Here is a 24,018-nt window from a genome sequence, read left to right as displayed (position 1 = left end):
CCCCGGAGGAGTTCCGGAATCAGGCCCTCGCGGCCTAGTCGCTATTTAGGGCGTCCAAGATTTGGGACGCAGTTCACTTCAATACGGGCTCGCAACTCATTGTTCACGAGACCCAAGAAGCAATTTTCTTCCTTAATGGACAGGCCCTGGATTCGTTTGGACCAGGCAGGCATGAACTTGAGACTCAAAATCTACCGTTACTGAACGGCATTTCGAAGATAACGACCGGTGGTGTCAGCCCGTTTCACTCAGAAGTCTACTTTGTTAACCTCATCGAGCAGATGGGCATACGCTGGGGAACCAATTCCAAGATTCAGTTCATGGAACCGACTTATGGATTTCCGCTCTCGCTCGGGGCGTCCGGAGAGATGGCTCTTGCTGTAAAAGAGCCCCGCAGGCTCCTTCTCAAGCTTGTTGGAACCGAAGCTTTGCTCTCCCAGGACAAGCTGATCAGCTATTTCAAAGCTTTCCTGCAAACTCGAGTAAAAACTCATCTGGCACAAGTAATTACCGAACAAAAACTCTCCATTTTCGAACTTGATGCACACCTTGAAGAGTTATCCGACTCGCTTAAGAACAAGCTGCTTCCCGACTTTGCCGCATACGGCCTCTCATTAACGCAAATGCTGGTCACCGCCATCGTCAAACCCGAAGGTGATCCGGTATACGAGAAGTTTAAGGACCTCCATTTCAAGCAATATGCCGACGTACGCGAAGCACAGATAAAACAACAGGTCAGCATTATCGAACAAGAAACTGCGGCGCAGCGCACCGTAATCTCCGCAAAAGCGCGCGCAGAAAAACGGCAAATCGAAGGCTATACCTATCAACAGGAACGCAGCTTCGATGTTGCCGAAAAGATGGCCCAAAACGAAGCGACTGGCGAATACGCAAACATGGGAATTGGTCTGGGCGTAATGGCCGGTGTCGGCGGGACCATGGGGTCAGTTATGACCGATGCACTCTCACAAGCCACCGGCACGTCCGCGACGCAGCCCATCCCTGCGGATACCAATTCGCAGCAAAGTGCTGCAAAGTTCTGTTCCGAATGTGGATATCGCTTCTCTGGAACCGAGAAGTTCTGTCCCGAGTGCGGAGCACGGAGGTCATAATGAAGAACACACAGGCATATATTGCAGCAATCCCCGTAGCCCTCTTCATAGCTATCGAAAGCGTGACAATACTTTTATTTGGACCCTCAACCACTTTTTGGATTGAGAGCGCATTCTCTTTGGTCATGCTCGCCCTGGTGGTTTCAACCTTGTTATTTGGACCCCAAAAGAATCTTAAGATATTTGGTATCTCAAAGATACTTGTTATTGGCGTATCGTTTGCAGTCCAATTGTTGCCAGGCATACTAGGGTCCGCGTTAAAAACAGAGGCGCTTCCAGCAATTCCAATTCTCAGTTTTCTGCTAGCAAGCGCTGCGACAGCCACGCTCTTCGCAACAGGCGCTTCCGAATCTCACGCATCTACCATTGAAAACCAAATTTCAAGCAAATCGCAATCCATGCAGAACCTTGAACTTCAGCTAAGACTGCTTCTAGATGAATCACCTTCAGAGTTGCGCGCATCAATGACCAGCTTCTTGGAAACTTCAAGCCTTGCCGACCCCGCCAGTTGTGAAGCAAGCGCTCAAGTTGAAGACGAAATATCGAGCGCACTTCGTGATCTATCGCAATCAATCGAATCAAACGATATCGAAGGCGCGAACTCGAAAATATTGCGCATGACTTCATTGATAAGGCAAAGAGCAGCACTGGTTAAAGCAAGCAAGGACAGCTAATGATCGATAAGGATAAATTAATCTCGCTTCTTATTTCAAAAGAAATTCCAGTAAAAACGACCCGGAGATACAAAACTATTGGCTATCGAATAAAGCTCGAGAGTGGAACAGCCGTATATGTCTACGACAGCGGCGGCTTCTTTTGTCAAGGAAATAACGCTGATCAGGTCCGAAAAGCCATCGAAGATGAAATCATTGATGAACCAAACAACAAAGTTTTCGTTGTTTACGGCCACGATAAAACCGCACGAAACCAACTCCAACGTCTTCTCGAAGAGTTAAATCTCGAGCCTATTTTTCTCGATAATCAGCCTATAGGGGGCCGAACAGTAATCGAACAACTAATGGAATACATCCCTTGCGCTAATTTCGGGATAGTACTTATGACCCCGGACGACATAGGCTATCCAAAGAATAAACAGGATCGACCGCAGCCAAGAGCTCGCCAGAACGTAGTTTTGGAGCTTGGGATGCTACTGATGAAATTCGGCAGGTCTAGGACCGCGATCCTTCTCAAAGAAGCCGACCCACCAATAGAAAAACCGTCCGATATAAACGGCATCTTATATCTCCCTTACAAGGAAGACGTTTTTGAGATAAAGCAGAAACTAATACGGGAAATGAACAGCAAGGGGTATGAAATGGAGCAATCGAAATGAAAGCGCTACAATGCGAGCTCTGCGGTAGCACAGAGATTATCAAGGATGGAGACTTTTTCGTCTGTCAAAGCTGTGGAATGAAATATACGCTTGAAACCGCAAAGAAAATGATGGTCGAAGGTGTTGTCCAAGTCGAAGGCACAGTGAAAACAGACCTCACTGAAGATGTCGATCGATATCTCGCCTTGGCCAGAACCGCTCAAAAAGCCGGTAACAACGCTGATGCTGAGAAATATGCCTCCATGGCCCTCGAGATTGATCTTAAGAACGCCGAGGCATGGTCAATAAAGGCAAAAGCGATAGACTGGCAGCTCACGTTTGACAACGATCGCTTGTCGGAATCAAATGTAGCATGCATTAATATGCTAAAGCTGCTAAATCGAGCCCCATCAGATTTTGATGAGATAAACACCGCGCTAAACATAGCGATAGGTTTCATTGAGCATTTGCGAGCTATCGCAAACTCTGAGATAGACTATTTCTGCCAGGAACTTGCAAATCTACCGAATGCGAAGAATCTAGAGTTAATTCAATCGGGGCTCATTCGTCACCTACAGTCGCGTGAACTCCAATGGAAAAATATAGAGGCCGTGTGCGAATTACAAACGGCTGCCGTAAAGAGGCTCAGCAAAGAGCAGGGGGAGAGTGCCAAGATACCCGAGAATATCGAAGATCTCCTCGGCGCCCTTACCGAAGACCTTTCCGGTCTTGCAGCGCGCAACATTTCATCAATGTATTACAATGCTGCAATCACGATCCTAAAGTCTGCGGTCAACGGCTGCTCCACATGGTCGGAACGGTGGAACAAGGTCCGTGTATTTGATTACTACGCGACAGATGATTTCGACTATGACAACGAAAAAGAAGCTTTTGATCTATGCATAGATGCGTACGATAGTTGCATAAAAGCGGCTCGCTTAGCTATCGACCTCTTTGACAATAAAGTCACTAAACAAGGTACTGCCACAGACGAGATGCTCTTAAGATGCTGGGGCATATTGTGCAGTCTCGAGGAGCTATGTATCAAAGTTCGAACAAATCGCCGATACTACGGATACTACGGACACTCCAGCGAACAAATAACAAACGACGGCTTTTTCCTTAGCGATGAGGCAAAGCAGCTTCGGAGAGAACAGTTAGAAAAGGACATGGCAAAGCGTGACGAATACGACCCCGAGAAGAAGAAGGAACGTGAGCGCGCTGAAAAAGAAGCAGAGCTCCAAGCCAAATATTGGTTAGATAATCCTGTTAAAAAGTCGCAAAAACAAGCGCTCGAAGATGAATTTGACCGTTTGGGGAAACGAACTTCGAGAGCTTAAGAGCAGACGTTCTTTCTTCAGTCCATTCGAATTCAAAGCGAAACGAGAATGTGACACAAAAATAGAACAGGCCCGCGCGCGCAGGCGGGAAATCAAAGACTCTTTGAAGGCCTTAGACGATGAACTCATGGCGTACGTGTCGAACGAAATTGAATCATAGCTTTCACCGCTTGCCGCAACAGTCCATTGGCGACCTCAAAGGCGCCTCAATGGGATAAGAGCGATTTCACACCATGGAGGAATGGCGGGCAAACGCTCGGAGTGTTCATTTGTCTGATAACCGATGTTCACTCTAGCCCGAGCAGATTAAGTCCCGCCACCGTCATCTTGCACACGAGCGGCCTTGCGGACACCTTTTCTAAATATCCGGCAGCGATTAGGCTCGACAATGACCTACTCGCTGTCGGCTTTGTCACATCGAGATAGCCCGACACACCATCAAGCGTAGATTCACCAAAGGCACCGAAGATATGCATCTGTGCCGCATAAAACAGAATATCTTTTGCCCTTTCGGTAAACGTATCGTCGAGTTCATCGATCGCCCGCTTGAGATCATCGAGTTGTACGCGCTTTTCGGCCAAATCGCTCAGAACGGCATCTTGCGCTTGCTCGACCAAATCAAGCATCATTGCAACAAACGGAGTAGCCTCGCTACCGTTAAGGGGCCTCTCCACCACGTCAAACGCCTTGTAATATGCGGTTTTATTCTCAGCAATCGTCCTAGAGAGCGACAACACCGTAGGCTGCGACAACGTCTCGTTCAGGCTCAACGCGAGAAGATACCTCCCCGTTCTCCCGTTACCGTCATAGAAGGGGTGAATATACTCAAAGAGAAAATGGCAGATTGAGGCTGCATAGAGGCTTGGGACATCTTCGCGATTGCCCAACTCTATCATCTTGCCAAGGAGGTCAATGATTTCGGGCTCCGAGGAAACACCCTGATGGAGAATCTTGCCCCGACTGTTCTCAATCACAACGGGACCCAAACGGAACATCTTGCCATCCGGACGGTCCTTCGGGTCAAGCACGCCCTTAGTGACGGCATCGAAAATCTCGCGAATATCCTCGGGTTTGCCGGGACGACTTGAACCATCCACCAGCTGAAGGTAGAGGCGAGCGAATTCAATAAAAGGAGTGTGCTCCTTTTCGGCGGCACCGCAAAGTTCGGCCGCAGCATCCTCCGCAGACTCCAGCGCCGCTTCAATCTGGCGCCGCGTGCTGTGCACACCCTCCATCTCGTTGCTGAAAACAACCTCCTCAAGCACCAGCGAACGAATCGAGGCCCCCAAAGCCACATAAGGCAAGCTGTTCCACAGGTTGGAAATCTTTCGCTCTTTTCTGAGGATCCGCTCGCTAGCAACGGACAGGTTCAAAGGAACACAAGCGAACAGTTCACCATGCTCAAGGTGAATTCCAGTCCGCACCGTGCCGTCGGCAGTAAGGCGCTCGCGCAGCAGCTCGTCATGGCAAGCATAACGATCGGAGCTTGGATCTGCATAAAAGAGTTTTTCGAGCGTCTTGTACGCCATCGCTTCATCGCTCCTTTGAAATCAAATAGCTTAATCGTCTTTCATTATTTCGAATATATCCGATATTTGCAATTAAGACTCAAGAAATGCATTGTCTAATTTCAGAATTTGAAGTATTGGGAATTAAGGGTTCTTTTTTACATAGCGAGCTAATTTCAAACCTCAGCAGAGCTTTATGCAAGAAGGCACGCTGTCTGCATCAACCGCAGGCAGCGCACCTCCTTCTATTCGAAAAGGAAACTGCGTCCCATAATTCCGGCTCAGAATGGGATGCGCTTTCCCTAACGAGCCTCTCGCGGAAACTGCATCCCACTCTGAGCGCCCATTCCGGGACACAGCTTCCCAACGGCCCCCGTTTCGGAAACCACATCCCGTTCCGAGCCTTCAAAGCGGGACGCGGCTTCCCCGAGAAAGTATCGACTACTTACCGTCGTCGTCTTCGGCTTCTTCGCGCGCATAGAGCTCCAGCATGCGGCGGCGGTATTCGCGCACAGCGAGCTTGGCGCGCTCTAGGCGGCGACGCTCACGCGGGGTGAGCTCGGACGGATCTATCTCGTCGCCATAGGTCTTATCGGCAAGAAGATGCGCCGCGTCCACGATGCGGGCATCGATGTGGCCGCTCGCCGCCTCGGCGGAAAGACGCTCGGCAATCGTATCGAGCGTAGGCAGGCCCTCGAATACGCGACCATGGCCATGCGAGGTCAGCAGCTCGTGCTCTCGTGCGAGCAGACTCGCCAAATCGTGATGGGCACGCAGGATATCGAGTGCCTCGGCAGGATGCTCGGCAACCTCTGCCACGGCGGCGACCGGCGCGGCATCGACCACGCGGTAGAAGAGCTGCGCGAGCAGCGGCATCAAGAACACCGTGATGGCACCGGCGGCAACCATGACCGACGCAATATCTTGCGACAGCGCGCCCGCGTTGACGGCCACGCTCGTCACGGCAACGATGATCGGCAGCGCCGTGGTGCAGTACAGGGCCACGGTAATGCGACCATACGCCGACACATCGCGCGTCGCAGGACAAATGCTCATAGAAACAAGAATGGGTACGGCACGAATAATCAACAACGCCACGATAAAGCCCACGAGCAGCCCGGGGCGCGACACCACGGCCGTCAGATCGATCTTTGCGCCCGACACGGTAAAGAACACCGGGATCAAAAAGCCGTAGGCCAGGCCGTCGAGCTTGGTCTCAAGCGTATGGTTGCCCTCGGGGATGATATAGCGCAGGACGAAGCCGGCGGCAAAAGCGCCCAACACGATATCGAGGCTAAAGATGGCCGAGAACGCCACGAGCGTGACCAAAATAAGCACCGTCAGGCGCACGAAGGTCTGCGACGTGGTATCGGCGCGCTCCTCGACAAACGCAAAGAAGCGGCTGCCGACGCGTTTGGAGCGGCTGGGGACCACGGCAAGCAGCACGCACACCACGGCGAACAGGCCCAAGATCAGCAGCGTCTCGATACCCGTGCGGGCAGACAGCAGTACCGACATGGCGAGCACGGGGCCGAGCTCGCCCCACGTACCATAGGCGAGAATCGAATCACCGACGCGCGTTCCGGCAAGCAACCGCTCGCGCAAGATGGGCATGAGCGCTCCAAGCGCCGTCGAGGTCAAGGCGAGCGTCACGGCGATACCGTCGAAATGGCTGACCGAGAACCACGGGGTAAAGCGCACGGCAAGCCAGGCGATACAAAATGTGACAACCCACGTGGCCATACCGTAGCGCCCCTCGACGCCCGTGATGTTCTTTGGGTCGATCTCAAAGCCGGCAAGCAGGAACAAAAATGCCAGACCGAGCTCTGACACAAGCGAGACCTCGGCATCCACATGGATGACGCCAAGCATATGAGGTCCCAACACCGCGCCGAACACGAGCAAAAAGACCGTTTCGGGAACGGGTTTTCCAGGAATCGCCGAAGCGATGAAGGGGCTTGCAAAGGCCACGAGTGCGATGATGGCGAGCGAAACGAATGCCATGTGATGCCTTTCTCTTGTTTGCGCTTCACTGTAGCACCCTCGCCGTCCTCTACGCGCCGCGAGCTGTCGTATCATAGTGAGGTTTACAAACATGTGGCTCAAGGCGACCGCAGGGCAGGCCCCGCAAACCGACCGCTGCCGCATACCGTACCGTACGCCCAACCGATCAGGAAGGCAGGAACCAATGGTCTCTCGTATCTACGTGGAGAAGAAACCCGGGTTCGACGTCGAGGCTCAGCAGCTCAAGGGCGAGCTGACCGAGATTCTCGGCATCAAGGGCATCGAGGCCCTGAGGATCATCAACCGCTACGACGTCGAGGGCATCGACGAGGAGCTTTTCCGCTCCTGCGTGCCGACCGTCTTTAGCGAGCCCCAGGTCGATGTGACCTACGACGAGCTCCCCGCAAGCGACGGCGCCGTCTTTGCCGTCGAATTCCTGCCTGGCCAGTTTGACCAGCGTGCCGACTCCGCCAGCGAGTGCGTGCAGCTCATCAGCCAGGGCGAGCGCCCCGCCGTGCGCTCCGCCAAGGTCTATATGATCTCGGGCGCCCTGGACGAAGCCGCCATCGAGGCCATCAAGCACTACGTGGTGAACCCCGTCGAGGCGCGCATCGCCTCGCTCGACCTGCCCGAGACGCTGTACATGGAGACCCCCGAGCCTCAGCCCGTCGAAGTGCTCGACGGCTTCCGCGAGCTCGATGAGGCCGGCCTTGCCGCCTTTATTTCCGAGCGCGGTCTTGCCATGGACGAGGCGGACATCGCCTTCTGCCAGCAGTACTTCCGCGATGAGAATCGCGACCCCACCATCACCGAGATCCGCGTGATCGACACGTACTGGTCCGACCATTGCCGCCACACCACCTTCGGCACCGTCCTGGATGACGTGACGATCGACGACGCCGTGGTGCAGCAGGCCTTCGACCGCTACATGGAGATGCGCCACGAGCTCGGTCGCGACGCCAAGCCCGTCTGCCTCATGGACATGGGCACCATCGGCGCCAAGTACCTTAAGAAGACCGGCGTCATGACTGATGTCGATGAGTCCGAGGAGATCAACGCCTGCACCGTCAAGGTGAAGGTCGATGTCGATGGCGAGGACCAGGACTGGCTGTTCCTCTTTAAGAACGAGACCCACAACCACCCGACCGAGATCGAGCCCTTCGGCGGTGCCGCCACCTGCGTGGGCGGCGCTATCCGCGACCCGCTCTCGGGCCGCAGCTATGTCTATCAGGCCATGCGCGTCACCGGCGCCGGCGACCCCACGGTCCCCGTCTCCGAGACGCTCGAGGGCAAGCTTCCGCAGCGCAAGCTCGTGACCACCGCCGCCGCCGGCTACTCCAGCTACGGCAACCAGATCGGCCTTGCCACCGGTCAGGTCAACGAGCTCTATCACCCCGGCTACGTGGCCAAGCGCATGGAGGTCGGCGCCGTCGTGGGCGCTACCCCGGCAAACCACGTGCGTCGCGAGTGCCCCGCCCCCACCGACAAGATCATCCTTTTGGGTGGCCGCACCGGCCGTGACGGCATCGGCGGCGCCACTGGCTCCTCCAAGACCCAGAACACCGAGTCCATCGAGACCTCGGGTGCCGAGGTCCAGAAGGGCAACGCCCCGGTCGAGCGCAAGCTGCAGCGTCTGTTCCGCCGCGGCGACGCCTGCCGCCTGATCAAGCGCTGCAACGACTTTGGCGCCGGCGGCGTCTCGGTCGCCGTGGGCGAGCTTGCCGACGGCCTGTATGTCGACCTGGACACCGTGACCAAGAAGTACGACGGCCTGGACGGCACCGAGCTCGCCATTTCCGAGTCCCAGGAGCGCATGGCCTGCGCCGTCGCCGACGGTGACGTCGAGGAGTTCATGGGCTACGCCGCCGAGGAGAACCTCGAGGCGACCGTTATCGCCGAGGTTACCGCCGAGCCGCGCATGCGCATGGCCTGGAACGGTGTCGCCATCGTCGACCTGTCCCGTGAGTTCCTCAACTCCAACGGCGCGCCCAAGCACCAGGTCGCCCACGTCTGTGCCCGCAGCGTGTGGCAGCCCAGCTGGGCCGGCGCCACGCTTGCCGAGCGCATGACCTCGCTTGTCACTGACCTCAACGTCGCCTCCAACAAGGGCCTTTCCGAGCGCTTCGACTCCACCATCGGTGCCGCGACCGTGCTCATGCCCTTTGGCGGCAAGACGCAGCTCACTCCGAGCTCTGCCATGGTCGCCAAGTTCCCCGTGGACGGCGAGACCACCACGGCAAGCGCCATGGCATGGGGCTTCAACCCCTACCTGATGGAGGCCGACCAGTTTGCCGGCGCCTACCTATCCGTGGTCGAGTCCATCGCCAAGCTCGTGGCCGCCGGCTTTGAGCACAAGCGCGCCTACCTCTCCTTCCAGGAGTACTTCGAGCGCCTGCGTACCGAGGCCGAGCGTTGGGGCAAGCCCATGGCAGCCGTCCTGGGCGCCCTTATGGCCCAGGTCGACCTGGGTGCCGGCGCCATCGGCGGCAAGGACTCCATGAGCGGCTCTTTTGAGGACGAAGCCGGCGAGCTCAACGTTCCTCCGACCCTGATCAGCTTCGCTGTCGCCGTGGGCAAGGCGGCCCGCGCCGTCTCGCCCGAGTTCAAGGGCCTCACGCACCGCGTCGTCCGCATCACCCCCGCCACCTATGGCGAGGACTACCGCCCCGACGCCCAGCAGCTGCTCGCCGCGTTTGACGCCGTCGAGGCGCTCACCGCCACCGGTGACGCCCTGGCCGTCTCTACGCCCGGCTACGGCTGCGGCGCCGAGAGCCTCTTTAAGATGTGTGTCGGCAACCAGATTGGCATCGAACTTGCCGAGGACGTGGACGTGGAGAGCCTCTTCACCCCGCTCTACGGCAGCTTTATCGTCGAGCTCGCCGAGGACGCCGAGCTGCCCGAGGTCGCCGACGGCGTTGTCGTGGAGCCCCTGGGTACCACCGTCGAGGGCTATGTCATCGACACCGGCTCCGAGGTCATCGAGCTCTCCGAGCTCCAGGAGGCCTGGGAGAGCGGCATCGAGGGCGTCTTCGCCTACCGCAGCGCCGGCGAGACCCCCGAGGTCGAGACCATCGACTTCCGCGCCAAGGACATCCACGTGTACGGCGGCGCCAAAATCGCCCGCCCGCGCGTGGTTATCCCCGTGTTCCCCGGCAACAACTGCGAGTACGATAGCGCCCGTGCCTTCCGCGCAGCCGGTGCCGAGGCCGACACCTTCGTGATCAACAACCTCACGCCCGAGGCCGTCGCCGAGAGCACCCACGAGCTTGCCCGCCGCATCCGTGCAAGCCAGATTGTCATGATCCCCGGCGGCTTCTCGGGCGGTGACGAGCCCGACGGCTCCGCCAAGTTCATCACGGCGTTCTTCCGCGCTCCTGAGGTCACCGAGGCAGTCCGCGACCTGCTCAAGGCCCGTGACGGCCTGATGCTGGGCATCTGCAACGGCTTCCAGGCCCTGATCAAGCTCGGCCTGGTGCCCTACGGTGACATCGTCGACGCCACGCCGGATGCACCCACGCTGACGTTCAACACCATCGGTCGCCATCAGAGCCGCCTGGTGCGCACCCGCATCTCGTCCAACCTGTCCCCGTGGCTGTCGCAGTGCAGCCTCGACGACCCCTACACCGTCGCCATCAGCCACGGCGAGGGCCGCTTTGTCGCCAACGACGAGGTGCTCGCCCAGCTGATCGCCAACGGCCAGGTCGCCACGCAGTACGTGGACGAGGACGGCAAGCCGAGCATGGACCTTTCCGTCAACCCCAACGGCTCCGCACTCGCCATCGAGGGCATCACGAGCCCCGACGGCCGCGTCTTGGGCAAGATGGGTCATGCCGAGCGCCGCGGCGACAACCTGTACCGCAACGTGCCCGAGCATGTCCCCGGCGATAAGTTCATGCCGATCTTTGAGAGCGGCGTGGCCTACTTCGCTTAAAGCTATCCCATCGGGTACAATCCCCTCGGGTAACAACACCCGCCACCGGCACGCCCGGTGGCGGGTTCTTTTTTGCTTCGCGCATACAGGAAGGACATCATGGAAAGCCGCAAGCCGTATCTCGCCACCCTGCCCGGGCTCATCCTGGGCTGCCTCGTCTGCTGCGCGCTCTGGGGGTCGGCTTTTCCCTGCATCAAGATCGGCTACGGCCTCTTTGGCATTCCCGCGCACGACAGCGCCTCGCAGCTGCTCTTCGCGGGTCTGCGCTTCACCCTTGCCGGCATGCTGGTCATTGTCGGCATGAGCGCGGCCCAGCGCCGCCCGCTCGTTCCGCAAGCGCGCGATATCAAGTCTATCCTCACGTTGTCGCTCTTCCAGACTATCGGGCAGTACTTCTTTTTCTACCTGGGACTCTCGCGCGCCAGCGCCATGTCGAGCTCCATCATCGAGGCCAGCGCCAACTTCTTGGCCATCCTCTTTGCCGCCCTGGCGTTTCACACCGAAAAGCTCGATGCGGCCAAGGTGCTCGGCTGCGTACTGGGCTTTGCCGGCGTCGCGCTCGTCAACCTTTCGGGCGCGGACGGTACCTTTGGCTTTACGCTCGACGGCGAGGGCTTTATCCTGGCCTCCACCGTCGCGGGTGCCCTTTCGACCTGCCTGATCGGCATCTTCTCGCGCGAGCACGACGGCGTCTTGCTTGCCGGGTGGCAGTTCTTGGTCGGCGGCCTGGTCCTCACCGCCATCGGCTTTTTGATGGGCGGCACGCTCTCCCCCACAGCGATTGCCCCCGCCATCGCGCTCATCATCTACATGGCGCTTATCTCCGCGGTCGCGTACTCGCTGTGGTCGCGCCTGCTTGCCGTCAACCCCGTAAGCCGCGTTTCGGTCTTTGGCTTTATGAACCCAGTCTTTGGCGTGCTGCTGAGCGCGCTGCTGCTCGGCGAGGGCGCTGGCACGAGCCCCGTTACCGTCATCGTTGCCCTGCTGTTGGTCTGCGGCGGCATCATCATCGTCAACAAACCCAAAAAGGCCTAGCGAGCTCACTTTTTTGAGAGGTTGTTCGCACACTTTAGCTTATTGGAGTACATCGGTGAGCTGAGGGCCGCCACGCACGCAAGCGTGCGCCCCTTTTTCTAGCGTATCTGAACGCCGGCTTTCTTTTTCTCGGCCTTGACGCGGTAGAGCTCCGCATCGGCAGCGCGAAGTAAGTCTTGCCAGGTATCAACACTATCGCCGACCCGCGCGTAACCAATGGACATCCGCAATGCATACGGCACCTCGGCACGAGCGAGCTCGTCGTTAATCGCCGAACACAGGTCCATGATGTCCTGCTCCGCCGCTGCCTTTTGAAGCACCACGAACTCATCGCCGCCATAACGTGCGATAAAGCCACCAGACGCTGAGCAGACCTCTTTGAGCGTAGCAGATACGACCTGGAGGGCATGGTCGCCCTCCACATGTCCATAGCGATCGTTAATCTGCTTAAAGCCGTCAGCGTCCATCATGAGCAGATACACATCTTCGGCCTGATCCATATTCGAGAAGAGCGACAGCATATAGGTCTCAAAGCGGTTGCGATTGTTGAGACCGGTCAACGGGTCGGTCGAGATCATCTGCTCCTGGCAAACAATGTAGAGCTGCAACATACTTAACATGATGCCGACACTAAGGCAAGGACCCGAATAAAAGACCTGAAAGACACCAGCTACCAGGGCCGGAATGGCGAAAAATGCCAAGGTTTGATAGATGGCCTTCTTTTGTAGGCTCTCGACCTTGCAAGATTGTATAAACGCATGCAGGGACGTATATATAACGTAGCAGTAGCTGACGATGGGCTGGATCATATAGACAAAACCACGACGATACGCGCCCTGCGCATCGATATAGAACAGGGCATGCGTCCAGTAGCTCGAAAACGCCAGTACGACTACCAGCGCCGCAGGCAGCGTTACAAGCGCCACTCTAGAGCGCGCGGTCAAAAGGCGAGAACCCTGCACCGTCTCGGAATAGATAAACCAAATAAGGCACGCGGCGGCAAAGAGCGAAAACGAAACCGCGTTGGAAATCCAGTTGGCAGCAATGCCCAGCGTGCCGCCCACACCGTCCGAAAGCGTCCAGATTATATCGAATAACATGTACGCGGCAGAGGTGTAGCCGAGCGTACTAAACAATAACTGCTGGGTACTCGAGAACAAGGAGTGGCGACTTCGCGCGGCAAGCCCGATAAGAACAATCATGCATAGCAGGAATATCTCGATCTTGAGTGCCTTAACCACTAGACGCCATCCCTTCAATATCCAAGTGGTCAGAATCGCCCGATTCGTGCCTGGGCAATAAACACCCCTACTCCGCAGGGGTATAGGGAATAATAGCAGAGCGCCCGAACGTCACTGCAAGACAGCTCTCGTTCGGGCGCCCATACGGCGCGAATTGCACACGCCGGCTTGATTGACTCGCGTCGACGATTACTCGCCGTCGATGTCGGTCGCGACGGCCTCCTCAATAGCCTCGACGCCTTCGACCGACAGATCCTCTTCGCCGTGGCAGAACTTCTTATCGACCCAGCCGGTCAGAATCGGGGCCATGATGGCCGTGATGATGACGGCGGTGGCGATCTGCGCATACGCGGTGGGCGCAAGCTCGGCATAGCGCGGCGCGACCTCAGCAAGAGCAACCGGCGTGGTCATAGCCGTGCCGGCGATGGTGGAGCAAGCAACGGCGGCCTTGCCGTTGCCGCCGCACAAGCGCTCGAAGGCAAAGGTGATGGGGCCAACGATAAAGAGGGTGATGAGGCCCAACAGAATGCCGGAAATACCGCCGGTGATAAAGCTCGACAGGCTCATGGACGCACCGAGCTGAAATCCGATGACGGCAATCGCGGGATTGGCACCGGGAACCAGCAGGTTCTTGATAAACGGGAACAGGTTGCCCAGAACCATGCCAATAACGAGTGGCAAGATGGAGCCGATAATGGTGCCAATGGGAATGTTGGCGAGGCCGGAAACACCGAGGATGATCATCGTGACGGCGGGGCCAGCCGTAAAGAACAGGATACCGACGGCGCCCTGCTCGGACTCATCGCCGAACTCGCCCATGATGCCCGTATAGAGCGCCATGTTGCAAAACGTGATGCCGCCGATGATAGACACGGAGCTCAGACCCAGGAAGTTGTCGTTAAAGAAATATGCCACGCCCAGGCCGAGAGCCGCTGCGACGACCAGCTTGGGGATCAGCACGACGATACCGGTCTTGATGGCACCCGGCGTGGACTTAAAGCTGATGCCGGCGCCCACAAACAGCAGGATCGCGGCGACAATGGTATTGGAGCCACCGCGGCAGGCAGCCGTAAAGAATCCGCCGATCTCAAAAACCTGCGGGCAGAAGGTGTTGAGCAAAAGACCGACGATCATCGGATAAATCATGATGTCGCCCGGGATGCGCGGGACCTTGAATTTCTTTTGCTCGTTGGTGGTTGCTTCCTGTGCCATGAAACCCCCATTTCCGCTGACGGGATACAAAAGCCCACGTCACGCTTTGCTACAGTAAAGTTTGACCATGGTACCAGAAGAAATAGACCAGCTCGGTGAAAAACTCGACAAGTTGGGATGGAACGAGATTCGGCGCCCGCGACGCCACCCCTATATAAGGCTCAAGACGATATAGAGTACGATGCCCGAGACGCAGCACCACAGCATCGATTTTGTCTTGACCGCCACGACCACGACGCCGGCGGCCGCAATCCAGGGAACCAAGGCAGGCCAGAGCCCCGCGTCGAACGCGCCGGGACTCACCAAGTCGTTGGCGACCAGCGCGGCAAAGGCAGCGGGCGGGATATAGCCCAGGGCCTCGGTAATACGGGGCGACAGGGTCCGCCCGCGCAAGGCGAACGCCGGCGCGATGCGAAAGAACGCGATAGCAGCCCACGACGACAGCCACAGAACCAAGAACTTGTTAACGGGCATCGCGGGCACCTCTTCCGTCAAATACAGCATCGCACGCCAGCGCAATGGCAATGCCGACCACGACGCTTGCCGGCACGGTAATATTCATGAGGCCCAAGAACTTGCATACGGCGACGGACACCGCGCCCGAAACCGCCGCGACAACGTTGCCGCGCGACAACCGCTGCGAAAAGAGTAGACAGATAAAGAGCGACGTGCAGACGAAACTCGCAATAGCGGTGGGAACATCGACAACGGCGCCGACGATGGCGCCCGTCGTACACGATACGCCCCATGTTGCGATAAGGATCACGTTGAGCACAAAGGACTCGCGCGGGCCCCAATCCTCCCCTTCAACCAACTTGGCAAGCGAGATGCCATATGCCTCCTCGGTAAGTGTCGCGGCAACAGCCAGCGTCTGACGCTTCGAGGCGCCCGCCAGATGGGGTGCGATCGATGCCGAGTAAAGCGCAAAGCGCGAGGAGATGGCGGCGACGCTCGCGACGATCGATGCTGCAGGCACGCCCGCCAGCCACAGGTTGCAGATCATAAACTGGCCGCTGCCCGTCACAAACGTGCTGCTCAGAGCAAAGACCATCCAGGGCTCCATTCCCGTCTGCCCCATGATCATTCCGCACGGCGCGCCTATTGCAACATAGGTAAGCATCACTGGCCAGACGATTTTAAAGATCCTAAGGACCATGCCACTCCCATTCTGGTAAGTCGTCTGCAGCGCGCCTTGCAACGCAGCAGAAATATCAACCGGTGGCAATAAAGTTCACCTACAATTGCCACCGGATCGAAAGACACAACTTTTTAGGAAGTCATTATGACAGTTATCGATCGAGACCGGGCGCGCGCGGCCTTCAAAAGCTACACCGATGCCTACGACGCCACCAACCCACGCATCGCGCTCAAAATCGAGCATACGTACCACGTGGCCGAGGCATGCGATGCCGTAGCGCGCGAGCAGGGCTGGTCGTCAGAAGATATTGACCTGGCATGGCTTTGCGGCCTGCTACACGATATGGGCCGCTTTGAGCAGTTGCGGCGCTGGGACACCTTTAAGGACGCCGAGAGCATGAGCCATGCAGCGCTGGGCATCGAGGTCCTCTTTGGCGAGAATCCCGCCGATGCACCCGCCGTAACGAGCATCCGCGACTTTATCGATGACCCGGCAGAGGACGAACTGATCCGCGCGAGCATCGCCCACCACAGTGATTTTCGCCTGCCCACGGAACTCGACACCCGTACACGGAGCTTCTGCGAGATCGTGCGCGATGGCGACAAGATTGACATTATGCGCACCATCGCCGACAGCACCGTCGACACCATCCTCAAGGTGGATGAGGACACGTTTCTCGCCAGCCACTTCTCGACACCGGCGCTTACCGCCTTTGACGAGCATCGCTGCGTCGCGCGTGACGAGCGCAACGAGCCGGCGGACTACCTGGTGGGGCTCATCTGCTTTATGTTTGAGCTCGTCCATCCGGCAAGCCGTGCACTGGCGCGCGAGCAAGGCGATATCTATCGCCTGCTCGACGCGCCCTTTGGCATTACGCGACCCTTTACCGACCCCGCCGCGCAGGCAACCTGGAGCCGCCTTAAGGACGAGCTGCGCCGCTGGCTGGCAAGCGCTTAGCACTCGAGCTGAGCCAGCAGTTCCTCAACGATCTCAACGGCATCGCCGACGACCTTGTACTGGGCGGCACCGAAGATGGGGGCATCCGGGTCCTCATTGATGGCAACAATGCACTCCGCCCCACCGATGCCGGCGAGATGCTGGATAGCACCCGAGACACCGATGCTCACGAGGAGCTTGGGCGAGACCGATACACCCGTCTGGCCAATTTGGTGGCGATACTCCAACCAGCCTGCCTCCACAATGGGACGCGTGCAACCAAGCTCGGCACCCAGGGCATCGGCGAGCTTTCGCATCAGGGGCAGATTCTTCTTGGAGCCGATGCCGCGGCCCACCACGACCAGACGCTCGGCATCGGCAATTGAGGCCTGCTGTCCCCACTCCTCGGCGGGAATCGAGATCTCGACGCGGGCCTTAACGTCATCCGCAAGCACTACCTGGGTAATCGTGCCGGAGCGGCTATAGTCAAACTCGGGCGCCTTAAAGATGCCGGGGCGCACCGTTGCCATCTGAGGACGGTGGTTGGGGCAGATAATGGTGGCCATCAGGTTGCCGCCAAACGCCGGGCGCGTCTGCTGCAGCAGACCCGTCTCCGTATCCACCGAAAGCACCGTGCAATCAGCCGTAAGGCCCGTCTGCAGGCGCACGGCAACGCCGGGTGCCAGTTCGCGGCCAAACGCGGTCGCGCCGTACAGAATGGCCTCGGGCTTGCGCTCGGCCACCAAATCGTAGATCAGGCGAGCATAGACCTCCGCGTCGTTCTGACGCAGGCGCTCGTCACGACAGACCAGAACTTCGTCCGCGCCGGCACAAACCAGGTGTTCGAGGTCCTCGAGCGAGCCCTCGGGGCTCATGCCGACCAGTGCCACCAGGCGACAGCCGCGGGCATCAGCAAGCTCGCGTCCCTTGCCCATGAGCTCGAAGGCCACGGATGCCACGGCATCGTGCTTGTCAGTTTGCACGAAGACCCAAATGTCTCGATATGCGTCAAGGTCTACCGCGCCGGCGGCCTCGTCGCGCTCGATCGAGATGGCGTTGACGGGGCAGGCGTCGACGCACCCGCCGCACAGGATACAGCCGTCGGTTACGCGGGCACAGCGATTGGGGCGCTCGCCCTCCACCACAATGCCGCCCGAGGCGCAGGCGCGAACGCAGCGACCGCAGCCGATACAGGCTTCGCTATCGATAATCAGCCCGCTCATCTATGCCATCCCCTCAATAATCTTGGCAAGTTTTACCGCCTGCCCGGACGCCGTTCCCTCGACGGCCTCGCACGTTTGGTCACGGTCGGGCACAAACGAGCGCACGACCTGCGTCGGTGATCCGGCAAGGCCGCAACGCGAGGGGTCGGCGTTTACGTCGGCAGCGCTGGCCACGCGCACGTCTGCATCCTCGGCCGCGCGAATACCGGCAATACTCGGCATGCGCAGCTGGCCAATCTCCTTGGCAGTCGTCATCGCACACGGCATCTCCAGGTACACCGTCTCCTCGCCGGCATCGCAGCCGTGAACGAGCGCCAGCGAGCCACACGTCGTAAATCCCGCGCTCTGCACACAGCTCACGTCGGTCACGCAGGGGACCCCAAAGGCGCCGGCCAGCTCGGGGCCGATCTGGGCCGTATCGCCGTCCACTGCCATCTTGCCGCAGATGAGCAGGTCAAAATCCTCATCGAGTGCCTCGATGCCGCATTTGAGGGCATAGGTGGTGGCTAGGGTATCGGCGCCCGCAAAGGCTCGGTCGGTCAGCAGCAGCGCGTCGTCGGCACCGCGGGCGATGCAGTCGCGCAGCAGCGATTCGGTCGCGGGGATGCCCATCGACACCACCGTCACACGCACGTCCATGCCAAAGCCGATAAAGTCGTCCTTCAGCGCTAGCGCACATTCGAGGGCACTTGCATCGAAGGGATTAATGACCGCCTGCTTGCCATCACGCACGATAGTATTGGTCTTGGGGTCCATCTTGACCTCGGTGCTTCCGGGCACCGCCTTGACGCACACCACCATATGGAAATCACTCATCTTCACGCGCCCCCTTTCTGAACGAGTTCATCCAAGAGCTTCTCCGTAAACAGGTTGCCGCGACCCAGCTGGCCGGCAGGATCGAGCTGGAGTTTGAGACGCGCCGACTCGACCATGGCCTCGTGGCCGTACATCGTCTCCAAGAAGCCCGCCTTGATCTTGCCGACGCCGTGTTCGGCAGAAACGGCACCGCCCATGGCCGTGACCTCGGAAGCCCACTGGGCAAAGAGTTCTCCACCACGACGGTAGTCTTGCGCATCGCGCGGCAGGATGTTCACATGCAGATGGTTGTTCCCGATGTGTCCCCAGGCAGCAGACTCAAGCCCGCTTTCGGCCAGCGTGCGGCGATAGAGGGCCATGACATCGGCAAGGCATGCATTGGGCACCGACATGTCCGAGCCCAACTTGGTGATAGTGGGATCCGTGCGGCGGCGCTCGTCGATAAGCATGTTGACGCTCTCAGGCACCGCGTGGCGGAAGAACCGCTGGCACTCGCGATCGACTTCGGTGCGGGCGACCCATGTCGCATCGTCGCGGCCGCCCGCAAGCTCCAGCACCCATCCCAGGTGGTACAGCTCCTCGGTCGCCTGCGCCTCGTCGTCGCAGTCGAGCTCCACGTAGACACAGACCTTTGCCTCGTCGTCGAGCGCCGGCAGCGAGGCAAACGCCGTCGACTGCTCGCGCTGGCGACGTAGAATATCCAGGGCGCCAGCATCGAAGTACTCGATGGCAGCCGCATGGGACAGGACAGGGCGCACGGAATCGGTAAAGGACACCGCCTTGTCCTCGCTATCGAAAAAGCAACTCACACCCCATACGACCGAAGGTGCCGCCTGCAGGGCGATCTCGAGCTCGGTAATGACGCCGAGCGTGCCGCACGCGCCGATAAAGAGGTCGATGGCGTCCATATCGTCCGCAACGAAATAGCCTGAGGCATTTTTTGTCTCGGGCATGGTATAGCCGGGAAGATCGAGCTCGAGCGTACGGCCCGCTGCCGTCACGAGCGACAGGTGGCGGTCCTGGGCAAAAGCCTCGCCGCGCTGAAGCTCAAGCAAATCGCCATCAGCCAGCGCGACGTGGAGTCCCGTGATATGCGGGCGCATGGGACCGTAAGCGTAGCTGCGGGCGCCTGAGGCGTTGCATGCCGCCATGCCGCCCAGACAGGCAGATGCCTCGGTGGGATCGGTGGGAAAGAACTGCTCGGGGGACTCTTGGAACTCCTCGTAGGCCTCAAGCGATGCCTGGTCCCAACCAGCGGTCGGCAGTACCTTCTTGCTCAGCTGCTTACGCAGCTCCGAGAGCACAACGCCCGGCTCCACGCGCAGCAGAAATTGGCCTTGTTCATCGCGGCGAAGGCCCAAGTAGCGATTCATACGGGAAGTATTGAGGATATGCCCACCGTGGGGCACGGCACCGGCGGCAAGGCCGGTTCGGGCGCCCTGAACCGTTACCGGGACACGCTCGGCATGGAGCGTTTCCAAAATGGCACGGACCTCGTCTTCCGTTGTCGGAAACGAGATGCTCGATGCTTCGCCCGATGCGCGAGATTCGTCGCGGCCATACTCTTCGAACTCGTCGGTGAAGGGTTTGATGGTTGCAGACACGCGAACTCCCCCTTTATCTAACTACAGTGTTTGCAGGGAGATGTTACCGCATCGTTTCGTCGACGTGTTCGAAACCGTCTCCATAATTGGCGATTTTTACGTTTGCGCAATTCGGCGAGCGGCTGGATTTCCTCGGCAGACGATGCTTTTGACAAATATCGCCCCGCCGTCGCCGACCGCTCGATTGTCGCTCGAAAAAAGTTGAAGTAATTATTTCCATCTTTTACCTGCGGAGATGTCAATCCGTCAAGCATTTGGTCAGAAATTGGTCAAGTAGCGGCTGATACGGTCGGCGTCGACAGCCAAAACCGATAGAAGTTTTGGCCCCAGAAGCAGGGAGGTTCCCATGGCATATTACTGGCCCCAGTACGGCGTCGCCATCGAGGTCGACGACGATCCCTATCTCCTGCCTTTCGACGAAGAGGCGTTCCCCGAAACGGCGGTCTACCACGTCACCACCGATGTTATCTGCGACCCCGAGTCGTTCTCGGCGCTCGCCCACCACATCGCGCGTATCCACGACATCGAGCTCCCTCACGACTTTGACGAGCTCATCTACTCGCGCCGCCTGATGCTTCACATGCTCTTTGGAGCGGACCCGTCCACGTTCGCACGTGTCTACACCACCAAGGACGCCGCATGAGTGCGAAGAAGCCGCCCCGCCTCGCAGGACTGGGGCGTCGCAAGAAACTCGTCGTTGTCTGTCTGGCTATCGTCTGCGCCCTTGTCGCCGTAGGACTATACGCCTGGCAGTCGCAGCCCGTGCCCGAAGCGGGCGCCTCAGTCACGACGGCAGAGGGTAAATCGCGACAAGAAATCCAAGATGAGCTCGATGCCATCGTCCGCGACAACATGATGACGATTTCGGTCGCGCCGGTCGCTCAGCTACAGGAGGACGGCAAGCTGCGCGTCAACGTGCAAAACGTCCAAGACAATAAATTTCCCCAGCGATTCCGCGTCATCCAAAACGACGAGACCATGTACGAATCCGGTGTGGTCGAGACCGGCAAGACAATCGAGACGTGCCCCGCCGGCGACATCAAAGAAGGCGAGGCATACATCGAGATCCAGGCACTCGATGCCAAGACCCTCGACAGCCACGGCAATCCGACACGTGTCAAGGTACGGGTTGAGCAAGCCGAGAACTAGCTTTTTCGACCGACGCGGCACCGCACGCAATTCACCAGCATTCGTCCAATCATCGCGGGGACGGCCCGCGGCGAATAGAAAGGAACGACCATGGACATCACCAGGAACATGAACGGAGCCAGAGCGCTCGTCGTGGGCGCAGGGCTCGCGCTCTCGCTCGCAATGGGCGCCGCCCCGACGCCAGCTCTGGCAGCCGGGCGCGTTGGAACCACAAAAGTAATGGTCAGGACCGAGATCGACAACGTAGAGTTCAAAGTTCCGACGGTTATTCCCTTCGTCGCCAAGGCCGACGGCACGCTTCAGGGCCCCTCAGAAGACGCGACCACCATCGACAATCATTCGGCCTACGGCATCCATGTCACCAACATGAAGATCGACGCCATGAACACCTGGACCATTGCCGCCGACGCCAAGGCCGGAACCGCGCAGAATTCCATCGACTTTAAGGTCGGCCCCAACGGCGCACTCCAGAACGCCAGCGCCGCAATGCAGGAGACGGGCCTCGATCTTTCCAAGAATGCAGCCTTCGACATGGGCTACCAGGGCATTGCCGGCGGCACGGACAAAATTAAGCTCAAGACAAGCGGAAACGTCGCCCGCGTCACGCGCGACATCTTCCGCGTAACCGGCGAAGGCGATCAAGTTGCAACGATCACCTGGACGGTCGAGCCCGGTGCGCACACGGCATAAGGCCGTCGCCCTGGCCACCGCCGTCAGTATCCTAGCGTTTGGGCCAGCCATGGCCTTTGCCCAGCAAGAACAGGCGCAGGCCGCCACGCAGGTGACGGTCGACCTCTCGGAGCTCGACCGCGGCAACTGCAAGGAACCGTTGGCACAGACAGACGACAGACGATGGCTCTTGGCAGCAGGCGCCACGACAGCAGGCGCGGGAACCGCCGGCCTCGGTCTGCACATCAAACGCAGCCAGAAACGAAACACGGACAGGCCGCACTAAATTAGCTAAGGAGACCCCATGGCATCGAAGAACCTTTTGCCCGTCGTCGCACTCTGCGGCGCGCTCGCAACCGGAACGCCTGTCGCCGCTTGGGCGACTCCCGTCATGGCAGACTCCTTACCAGCAGCCCTAAGCTCCGCACCAAATCCGTCGAGCGCCATTGCGTGCAAGCGTTTTTCGTTCGCACAGGCCGCAATCTCAACCTCGGGATGCCTTCGTCGTAATACGGACGGCTCGATAGTCGTGGATATCAATCGTTCGAACAAGGCAAACGGCTCCCAGGCGGGGTGCGCCGTCTGCACGTGGCGCTCGATTGTGCTCGATGCAGATGGCGATCCGTGCGATTTGGGGTTGCGCATCGATATCGCTTCGGTCGATGACTCGGCGAACGGAGCGAAGGTCGCCTTCGACGGTGCGTTTTTCGAGAAAGGAGGCGGTATATGTCTGGGCTGCGCCGCCGCGAATGCAGACGATGTGCAGCCCACCCTCTCATTCACGGCATCGCTGCGGCTGACCAAGGCGGGCACCGATGCCATCGCGGCGGGAGAAGCATCCCTGCTGTTCTACGCCGCCAGCACCGAAGACACAGACATTCATTTCGAGAAGCCAGCCGGATCGCTCAGCCTTACGCGCGGGACGGAGGCAGGCCCTATTGCGATCGATACCCACACGCTAGGCAGGCAACGCATTCTTGCCGACCCGGCGCTTCTCGAGATGGAGTGGAACGGATCCGGAGCCGTCGGGATTGTCCCCTCCGCGCTTGACGCCAAGACGCTCCCCTCAAACGACGAACCCATCAACGCAACCATACAAGAAGAGAGCACGGACAAAGAAGCAGGTGCGGGCGACACGCCGTCGCCGACAAACAGCGTCCCAGCTTCTTTCGAAGCACCGAATGAGCCCGCTACCGGTCCAAACGATCCCGAGCTCGCGGACAGTCTGGGGCTTGCTGATCCTCAGGAGATCGATGAAGGTAACTGCTGCGTGCTTGCCGCCCTCGACCACACAGAGGTCATCGATGCTGCAAACATCGAAGTTGCCGCCGCCAATCAGCCCGTCCGCAAGTCGGCCATCATCGCATTTCCCGAATCCATCGAAGTCGTCTTTTTGCCATCGGGCGAGGTCGTGGCCCCAACACTGCTCACCTTGTTGGGCGCCAAGAATACTCGAAACGAAATTAAAAAGGTCACGGTTGTCGACCCTGCAACCACCGCTAAACTGCGTCTATACGCCGTTGCCCCAGACGGAGGCAAGACCTTGGAATTCGATGGCGACACACTTCTAGCCTGGCGACGTCTGGACATTATGCAAGACGTCTCGTATCAGATCGAACTCGAAGGGTTTGATCGTGCCCGCGATGCCAATATCATCGCCGCGGCTATTGAATCCCCGCAGCGGCTTATGACACTGCGCTTTGACTACTACCCCTATGTCCCGACAACCACCTGAGGCTTAAATGCTGCGCATCATTCCTAATACCACTTATATAACGTATTAGATGA

21 protein-coding genes are annotated in these 24,018 nt (G+C 58.6%); 12 read left to right on the top strand and 9 right to left on the bottom strand.

The genetic code is table 11. The annotated features are described in order from the left end of the window. Window positions 1–59 precede the first annotated feature (59 nt). The 4 genes from PMW67_RS06950 (at window position 60) to PMW67_RS06935 (ending at window position 3,764) form a co-directional block, all read left to right on the top strand. Window positions 60–1,112: an SPFH domain-containing protein gene (locus tag PMW67_RS06950; protein ID WP_271739262.1), complete on the top strand. Its 1,053-nt coding sequence runs from the start codon at window positions 60–62 to the stop codon at window positions 1,110–1,112. Further along, window positions 1,112–1,786, top strand: coding sequence for a hypothetical protein (locus PMW67_RS06945; RefSeq protein ID WP_271739260.1), 675 nt, complete (start codon window positions 1,112–1,114; stop codon window positions 1,784–1,786). The genes PMW67_RS06950 and PMW67_RS06945 overlap by 1 nt, the downstream gene beginning before the upstream one ends. Further along, the gene (locus PMW67_RS06940) at window positions 1,786–2,445 is read left to right on the top strand and encodes a TIR domain-containing protein (RefSeq protein WP_117774097.1); all 660 of its coding nucleotides are present in this window, start codon (window positions 1,786–1,788) and stop codon (window positions 2,443–2,445) included. Before PMW67_RS06945 ends, PMW67_RS06940 begins: the two co-directional genes overlap by 1 nt. A 77-nt stretch (window positions 2,446–2,522) precedes the next feature. Further along, complete coding sequence (locus tag PMW67_RS06935; RefSeq protein ID WP_271739258.1) at window positions 2,523–3,764, top strand: hypothetical protein; 1,242 nt, start codon at window positions 2,523–2,525, stop codon at window positions 3,762–3,764. Between the two features lie 287 nt (window positions 3,765–4,051). On the opposite strand, the gene PMW67_RS06930 is transcribed toward PMW67_RS06935, so the two are convergent. Next, a complete protein-coding gene (locus tag PMW67_RS06930; protein ID WP_117774095.1) occupies window positions 4,052–5,293 on the bottom strand; it encodes a Fic family protein in 1,242 nt (413 codons plus the stop codon). A 420-nt stretch (window positions 5,294–5,713) separates the two neighbouring features. Continuing rightward, entirely contained in the window at window positions 5,714–7,276 is a 1,563-nt protein-coding gene (locus PMW67_RS06925) for a cation:proton antiporter domain-containing protein (RefSeq protein ID WP_271739256.1), read from the bottom strand. Window positions 7,277–7,460: 184 nt separating this feature from the next. Here PMW67_RS06925 and PMW67_RS06920 point away from each other — a divergent pair, with 184 nt between their 5' ends. Both PMW67_RS06920 and PMW67_RS06915 read left to right on the top strand, forming a co-directional pair. After that, window positions 7,461–11,207 carry a phosphoribosylformylglycinamidine synthase gene (locus PMW67_RS06920; RefSeq protein WP_271739255.1) on the top strand — a complete coding sequence of 1,249 codons (3,747 nt, stop codon included), beginning with the start codon at window positions 7,461–7,463 and terminating at the stop codon, window positions 11,205–11,207. Window positions 11,208–11,306: 99 nt separating this feature from the next. Continuing rightward, window positions 11,307–12,242: a DMT family transporter gene (locus tag PMW67_RS06915; RefSeq protein WP_271739254.1), complete on the top strand. Its 936-nt coding sequence runs from the start codon at window positions 11,307–11,309 to the stop codon at window positions 12,240–12,242. Between the two features lie 98 nt (window positions 12,243–12,340). Here the strand turns inward: PMW67_RS06915 and PMW67_RS06910 are convergent, their stop codons facing one another. From PMW67_RS06910 to PMW67_RS06895, 4 genes are all read right to left on the bottom strand, one after another. After that, complete coding sequence (locus PMW67_RS06910; RefSeq protein WP_117774092.1) at window positions 12,341–13,483, bottom strand: GGDEF domain-containing protein; 1,143 nt, start codon at window positions 13,481–13,483, stop codon at window positions 12,341–12,343. Window positions 13,484–13,672: 189 nt separating this feature from the next. After that, complete coding sequence (locus PMW67_RS06905) at window positions 13,673–14,695, bottom strand: 2-keto-3-deoxygluconate permease (RefSeq protein ID WP_117840160.1); 1,023 nt, start codon at window positions 14,693–14,695, stop codon at window positions 13,673–13,675. A gap of 150 nt (window positions 14,696–14,845) precedes the next feature. Then, a complete protein-coding gene (locus PMW67_RS06900) occupies window positions 14,846–15,169 on the bottom strand; it encodes an AzlD domain-containing protein (RefSeq protein WP_271739250.1) in 324 nt (107 codons plus the stop codon). Further along, window positions 15,159–15,815, bottom strand: coding sequence for an AzlC family ABC transporter permease (locus PMW67_RS06895; protein ID WP_255413481.1), 657 nt, complete (start codon window positions 15,813–15,815; stop codon window positions 15,159–15,161). Before PMW67_RS06895 ends, PMW67_RS06900 begins: the two co-directional genes overlap by 11 nt. A 162-nt stretch (window positions 15,816–15,977) precedes the next feature. Between PMW67_RS06895 and PMW67_RS06890 the strand changes: the two genes are divergently transcribed. Continuing rightward, on the top strand, window positions 15,978–16,790 hold the full coding sequence (locus PMW67_RS06890) for an HD domain-containing protein (protein WP_117840162.1): 813 nt from the start codon (window positions 15,978–15,980) through the stop codon (window positions 16,788–16,790). On the opposite strand, the gene PMW67_RS06885 is transcribed toward PMW67_RS06890, so the two are convergent. The 3 genes from PMW67_RS06885 to PMW67_RS06875 are packed head-to-tail and all read right to left on the bottom strand — an operon-like array spanning window position 16,787 to window position 20,412. Then, window positions 16,787–17,992 (bottom strand): electron transfer flavoprotein subunit alpha, encoded by a 1,206-nt coding sequence (locus PMW67_RS06885; RefSeq protein ID WP_117840163.1) that lies wholly within the window; start codon window positions 17,990–17,992, stop codon window positions 16,787–16,789. The two genes, PMW67_RS06890 and PMW67_RS06885, sit on opposite strands and share 4 nt — an antisense overlap. Then, the gene (locus PMW67_RS06880; protein ID WP_117840164.1) at window positions 17,993–18,808 is read right to left on the bottom strand and encodes an electron transfer flavoprotein subunit beta/FixA family protein; all 816 of its coding nucleotides are present in this window, start codon (window positions 18,806–18,808) and stop codon (window positions 17,993–17,995) included. 2 nt (window positions 18,809–18,810) lie between these two features. Further along, window positions 18,811–20,412, bottom strand: coding sequence for an FAD-binding oxidoreductase (locus PMW67_RS06875; RefSeq protein ID WP_117840165.1), 1,602 nt, complete (start codon window positions 20,410–20,412; stop codon window positions 18,811–18,813). A gap of 346 nt (window positions 20,413–20,758) precedes the next feature. Here PMW67_RS06875 and PMW67_RS06870 point away from each other — a divergent pair, with 346 nt between their 5' ends. The 5 genes from PMW67_RS06870 (at window position 20,759) to PMW67_RS06850 (ending at window position 23,965) form a co-directional block, all read left to right on the top strand. Beyond that, complete coding sequence (locus tag PMW67_RS06870) at window positions 20,759–21,055, top strand: hypothetical protein (RefSeq protein WP_117563502.1); 297 nt, start codon at window positions 20,759–20,761, stop codon at window positions 21,053–21,055. Continuing rightward, window positions 21,052–21,561, top strand: a complete 510-nt coding sequence (locus PMW67_RS06865; RefSeq protein ID WP_117647479.1) for a cell division protein FtsQ/DivIB — start codon at window positions 21,052–21,054, stop codon at window positions 21,559–21,561. The genes PMW67_RS06870 and PMW67_RS06865 overlap by 4 nt, the downstream gene beginning before the upstream one ends. Before the next feature lie 90 nt (window positions 21,562–21,651). Next, on the top strand, window positions 21,652–22,251 hold the full coding sequence (locus PMW67_RS06860; protein WP_117563504.1) for a hypothetical protein: 600 nt from the start codon (window positions 21,652–21,654) through the stop codon (window positions 22,249–22,251). A gap of 49 nt (window positions 22,252–22,300) precedes the next feature. Further along, on the top strand, window positions 22,301–22,516 hold the full coding sequence (locus tag PMW67_RS06855; RefSeq protein ID WP_147325407.1) for a hypothetical protein: 216 nt from the start codon (window positions 22,301–22,303) through the stop codon (window positions 22,514–22,516). An 18-nt stretch (window positions 22,517–22,534) separates the two neighbouring features. Then, window positions 22,535–23,965: a hypothetical protein gene (locus PMW67_RS06850; RefSeq protein ID WP_117563506.1), complete on the top strand. Its 1,431-nt coding sequence runs from the start codon at window positions 22,535–22,537 to the stop codon at window positions 23,963–23,965. Window positions 23,966–24,018: the final 53 nt, after the last annotated feature.

The sequence above is a fragment of the Collinsella aerofaciens genome (assembly GCF_028209395.1).
In the GTDB taxonomy this organism is placed as follows: domain Bacteria; phylum Actinomycetota; class Coriobacteriia; order Coriobacteriales; family Coriobacteriaceae; genus Collinsella; species Collinsella aerofaciens_AZ.
Note: the sequence above shows the minus strand (reverse complement) of the source record. Positions and strands in the feature narration are given on the sequence as shown.

Bases quoted from the DNA above. Each gene is read 5' to 3' on its own strand.
- PMW67_RS06860 (WP_117563504.1), top strand. From the start codon at position 21,652: ATGGACATCACCAGGAACATGAACGGAGCCAGAGCGCTCGTCGTGGGC.
- PMW67_RS06935 (WP_271739258.1), top strand. From the start codon at position 2,523: ATGAAATATACGCTTGAAACCGCAAAGAAAATGATGGTCGAAGGTGTT.
- PMW67_RS06850 (WP_117563506.1), top strand. From the start codon at position 22,535: ATGGCATCGAAGAACCTTTTGCCCGTCGTCGCACTCTGCGGCGCGCTC.
- PMW67_RS06925 (WP_271739256.1), bottom strand. From the start codon at position 7,276: ATGGCATTCGTTTCGCTCGCCATCATCGCACTCGTGGCCTTTGCAAGC.
- PMW67_RS06865 (WP_117647479.1), top strand. From the start codon at position 21,052: ATGAGTGCGAAGAAGCCGCCCCGCCTCGCAGGACTGGGGCGTCGCAAG.
- PMW67_RS06915 (WP_271739254.1), top strand. From the start codon at position 11,307: ATGGAAAGCCGCAAGCCGTATCTCGCCACCCTGCCCGGGCTCATCCTG.
- PMW67_RS06895 (WP_255413481.1), bottom strand. From the start codon at position 15,815: ATGCTTACCTATGTTGCAATAGGCGCGCCGTGCGGAATGATCATGGGG.
- PMW67_RS06890 (WP_117840162.1), top strand. From the start codon at position 15,978: ATGACAGTTATCGATCGAGACCGGGCGCGCGCGGCCTTCAAAAGCTAC.
- PMW67_RS06855 (WP_147325407.1), top strand. From the start codon at position 22,301: ATGGCCTTTGCCCAGCAAGAACAGGCGCAGGCCGCCACGCAGGTGACG.
- PMW67_RS06945 (WP_271739260.1), top strand. From the start codon at position 1,112: ATGAAGAACACACAGGCATATATTGCAGCAATCCCCGTAGCCCTCTTC.
- PMW67_RS06920 (WP_271739255.1), top strand. From the start codon at position 7,461: ATGGTCTCTCGTATCTACGTGGAGAAGAAACCCGGGTTCGACGTCGAG.
- PMW67_RS06930 (WP_117774095.1), bottom strand. From the start codon at position 5,293: ATGGCGTACAAGACGCTCGAAAAACTCTTTTATGCAGATCCAAGCTCC.
- PMW67_RS06870 (WP_117563502.1), top strand. From the start codon at position 20,759: ATGGCATATTACTGGCCCCAGTACGGCGTCGCCATCGAGGTCGACGAC.
- PMW67_RS06880 (WP_117840164.1), bottom strand. From the start codon at position 18,808: ATGAGTGATTTCCATATGGTGGTGTGCGTCAAGGCGGTGCCCGGAAGC.
- PMW67_RS06940 (WP_117774097.1), top strand. From the start codon at position 1,786: ATGATCGATAAGGATAAATTAATCTCGCTTCTTATTTCAAAAGAAATT.
- PMW67_RS06885 (WP_117840163.1), bottom strand. From the start codon at position 17,992: ATGAGCGGGCTGATTATCGATAGCGAAGCCTGTATCGGCTGCGGTCGC.
- PMW67_RS06900 (WP_271739250.1), bottom strand. From the start codon at position 15,169: ATGCCCGTTAACAAGTTCTTGGTTCTGTGGCTGTCGTCGTGGGCTGCT.
- PMW67_RS06905 (WP_117840160.1), bottom strand. From the start codon at position 14,695: ATGGCACAGGAAGCAACCACCAACGAGCAAAAGAAATTCAAGGTCCCG.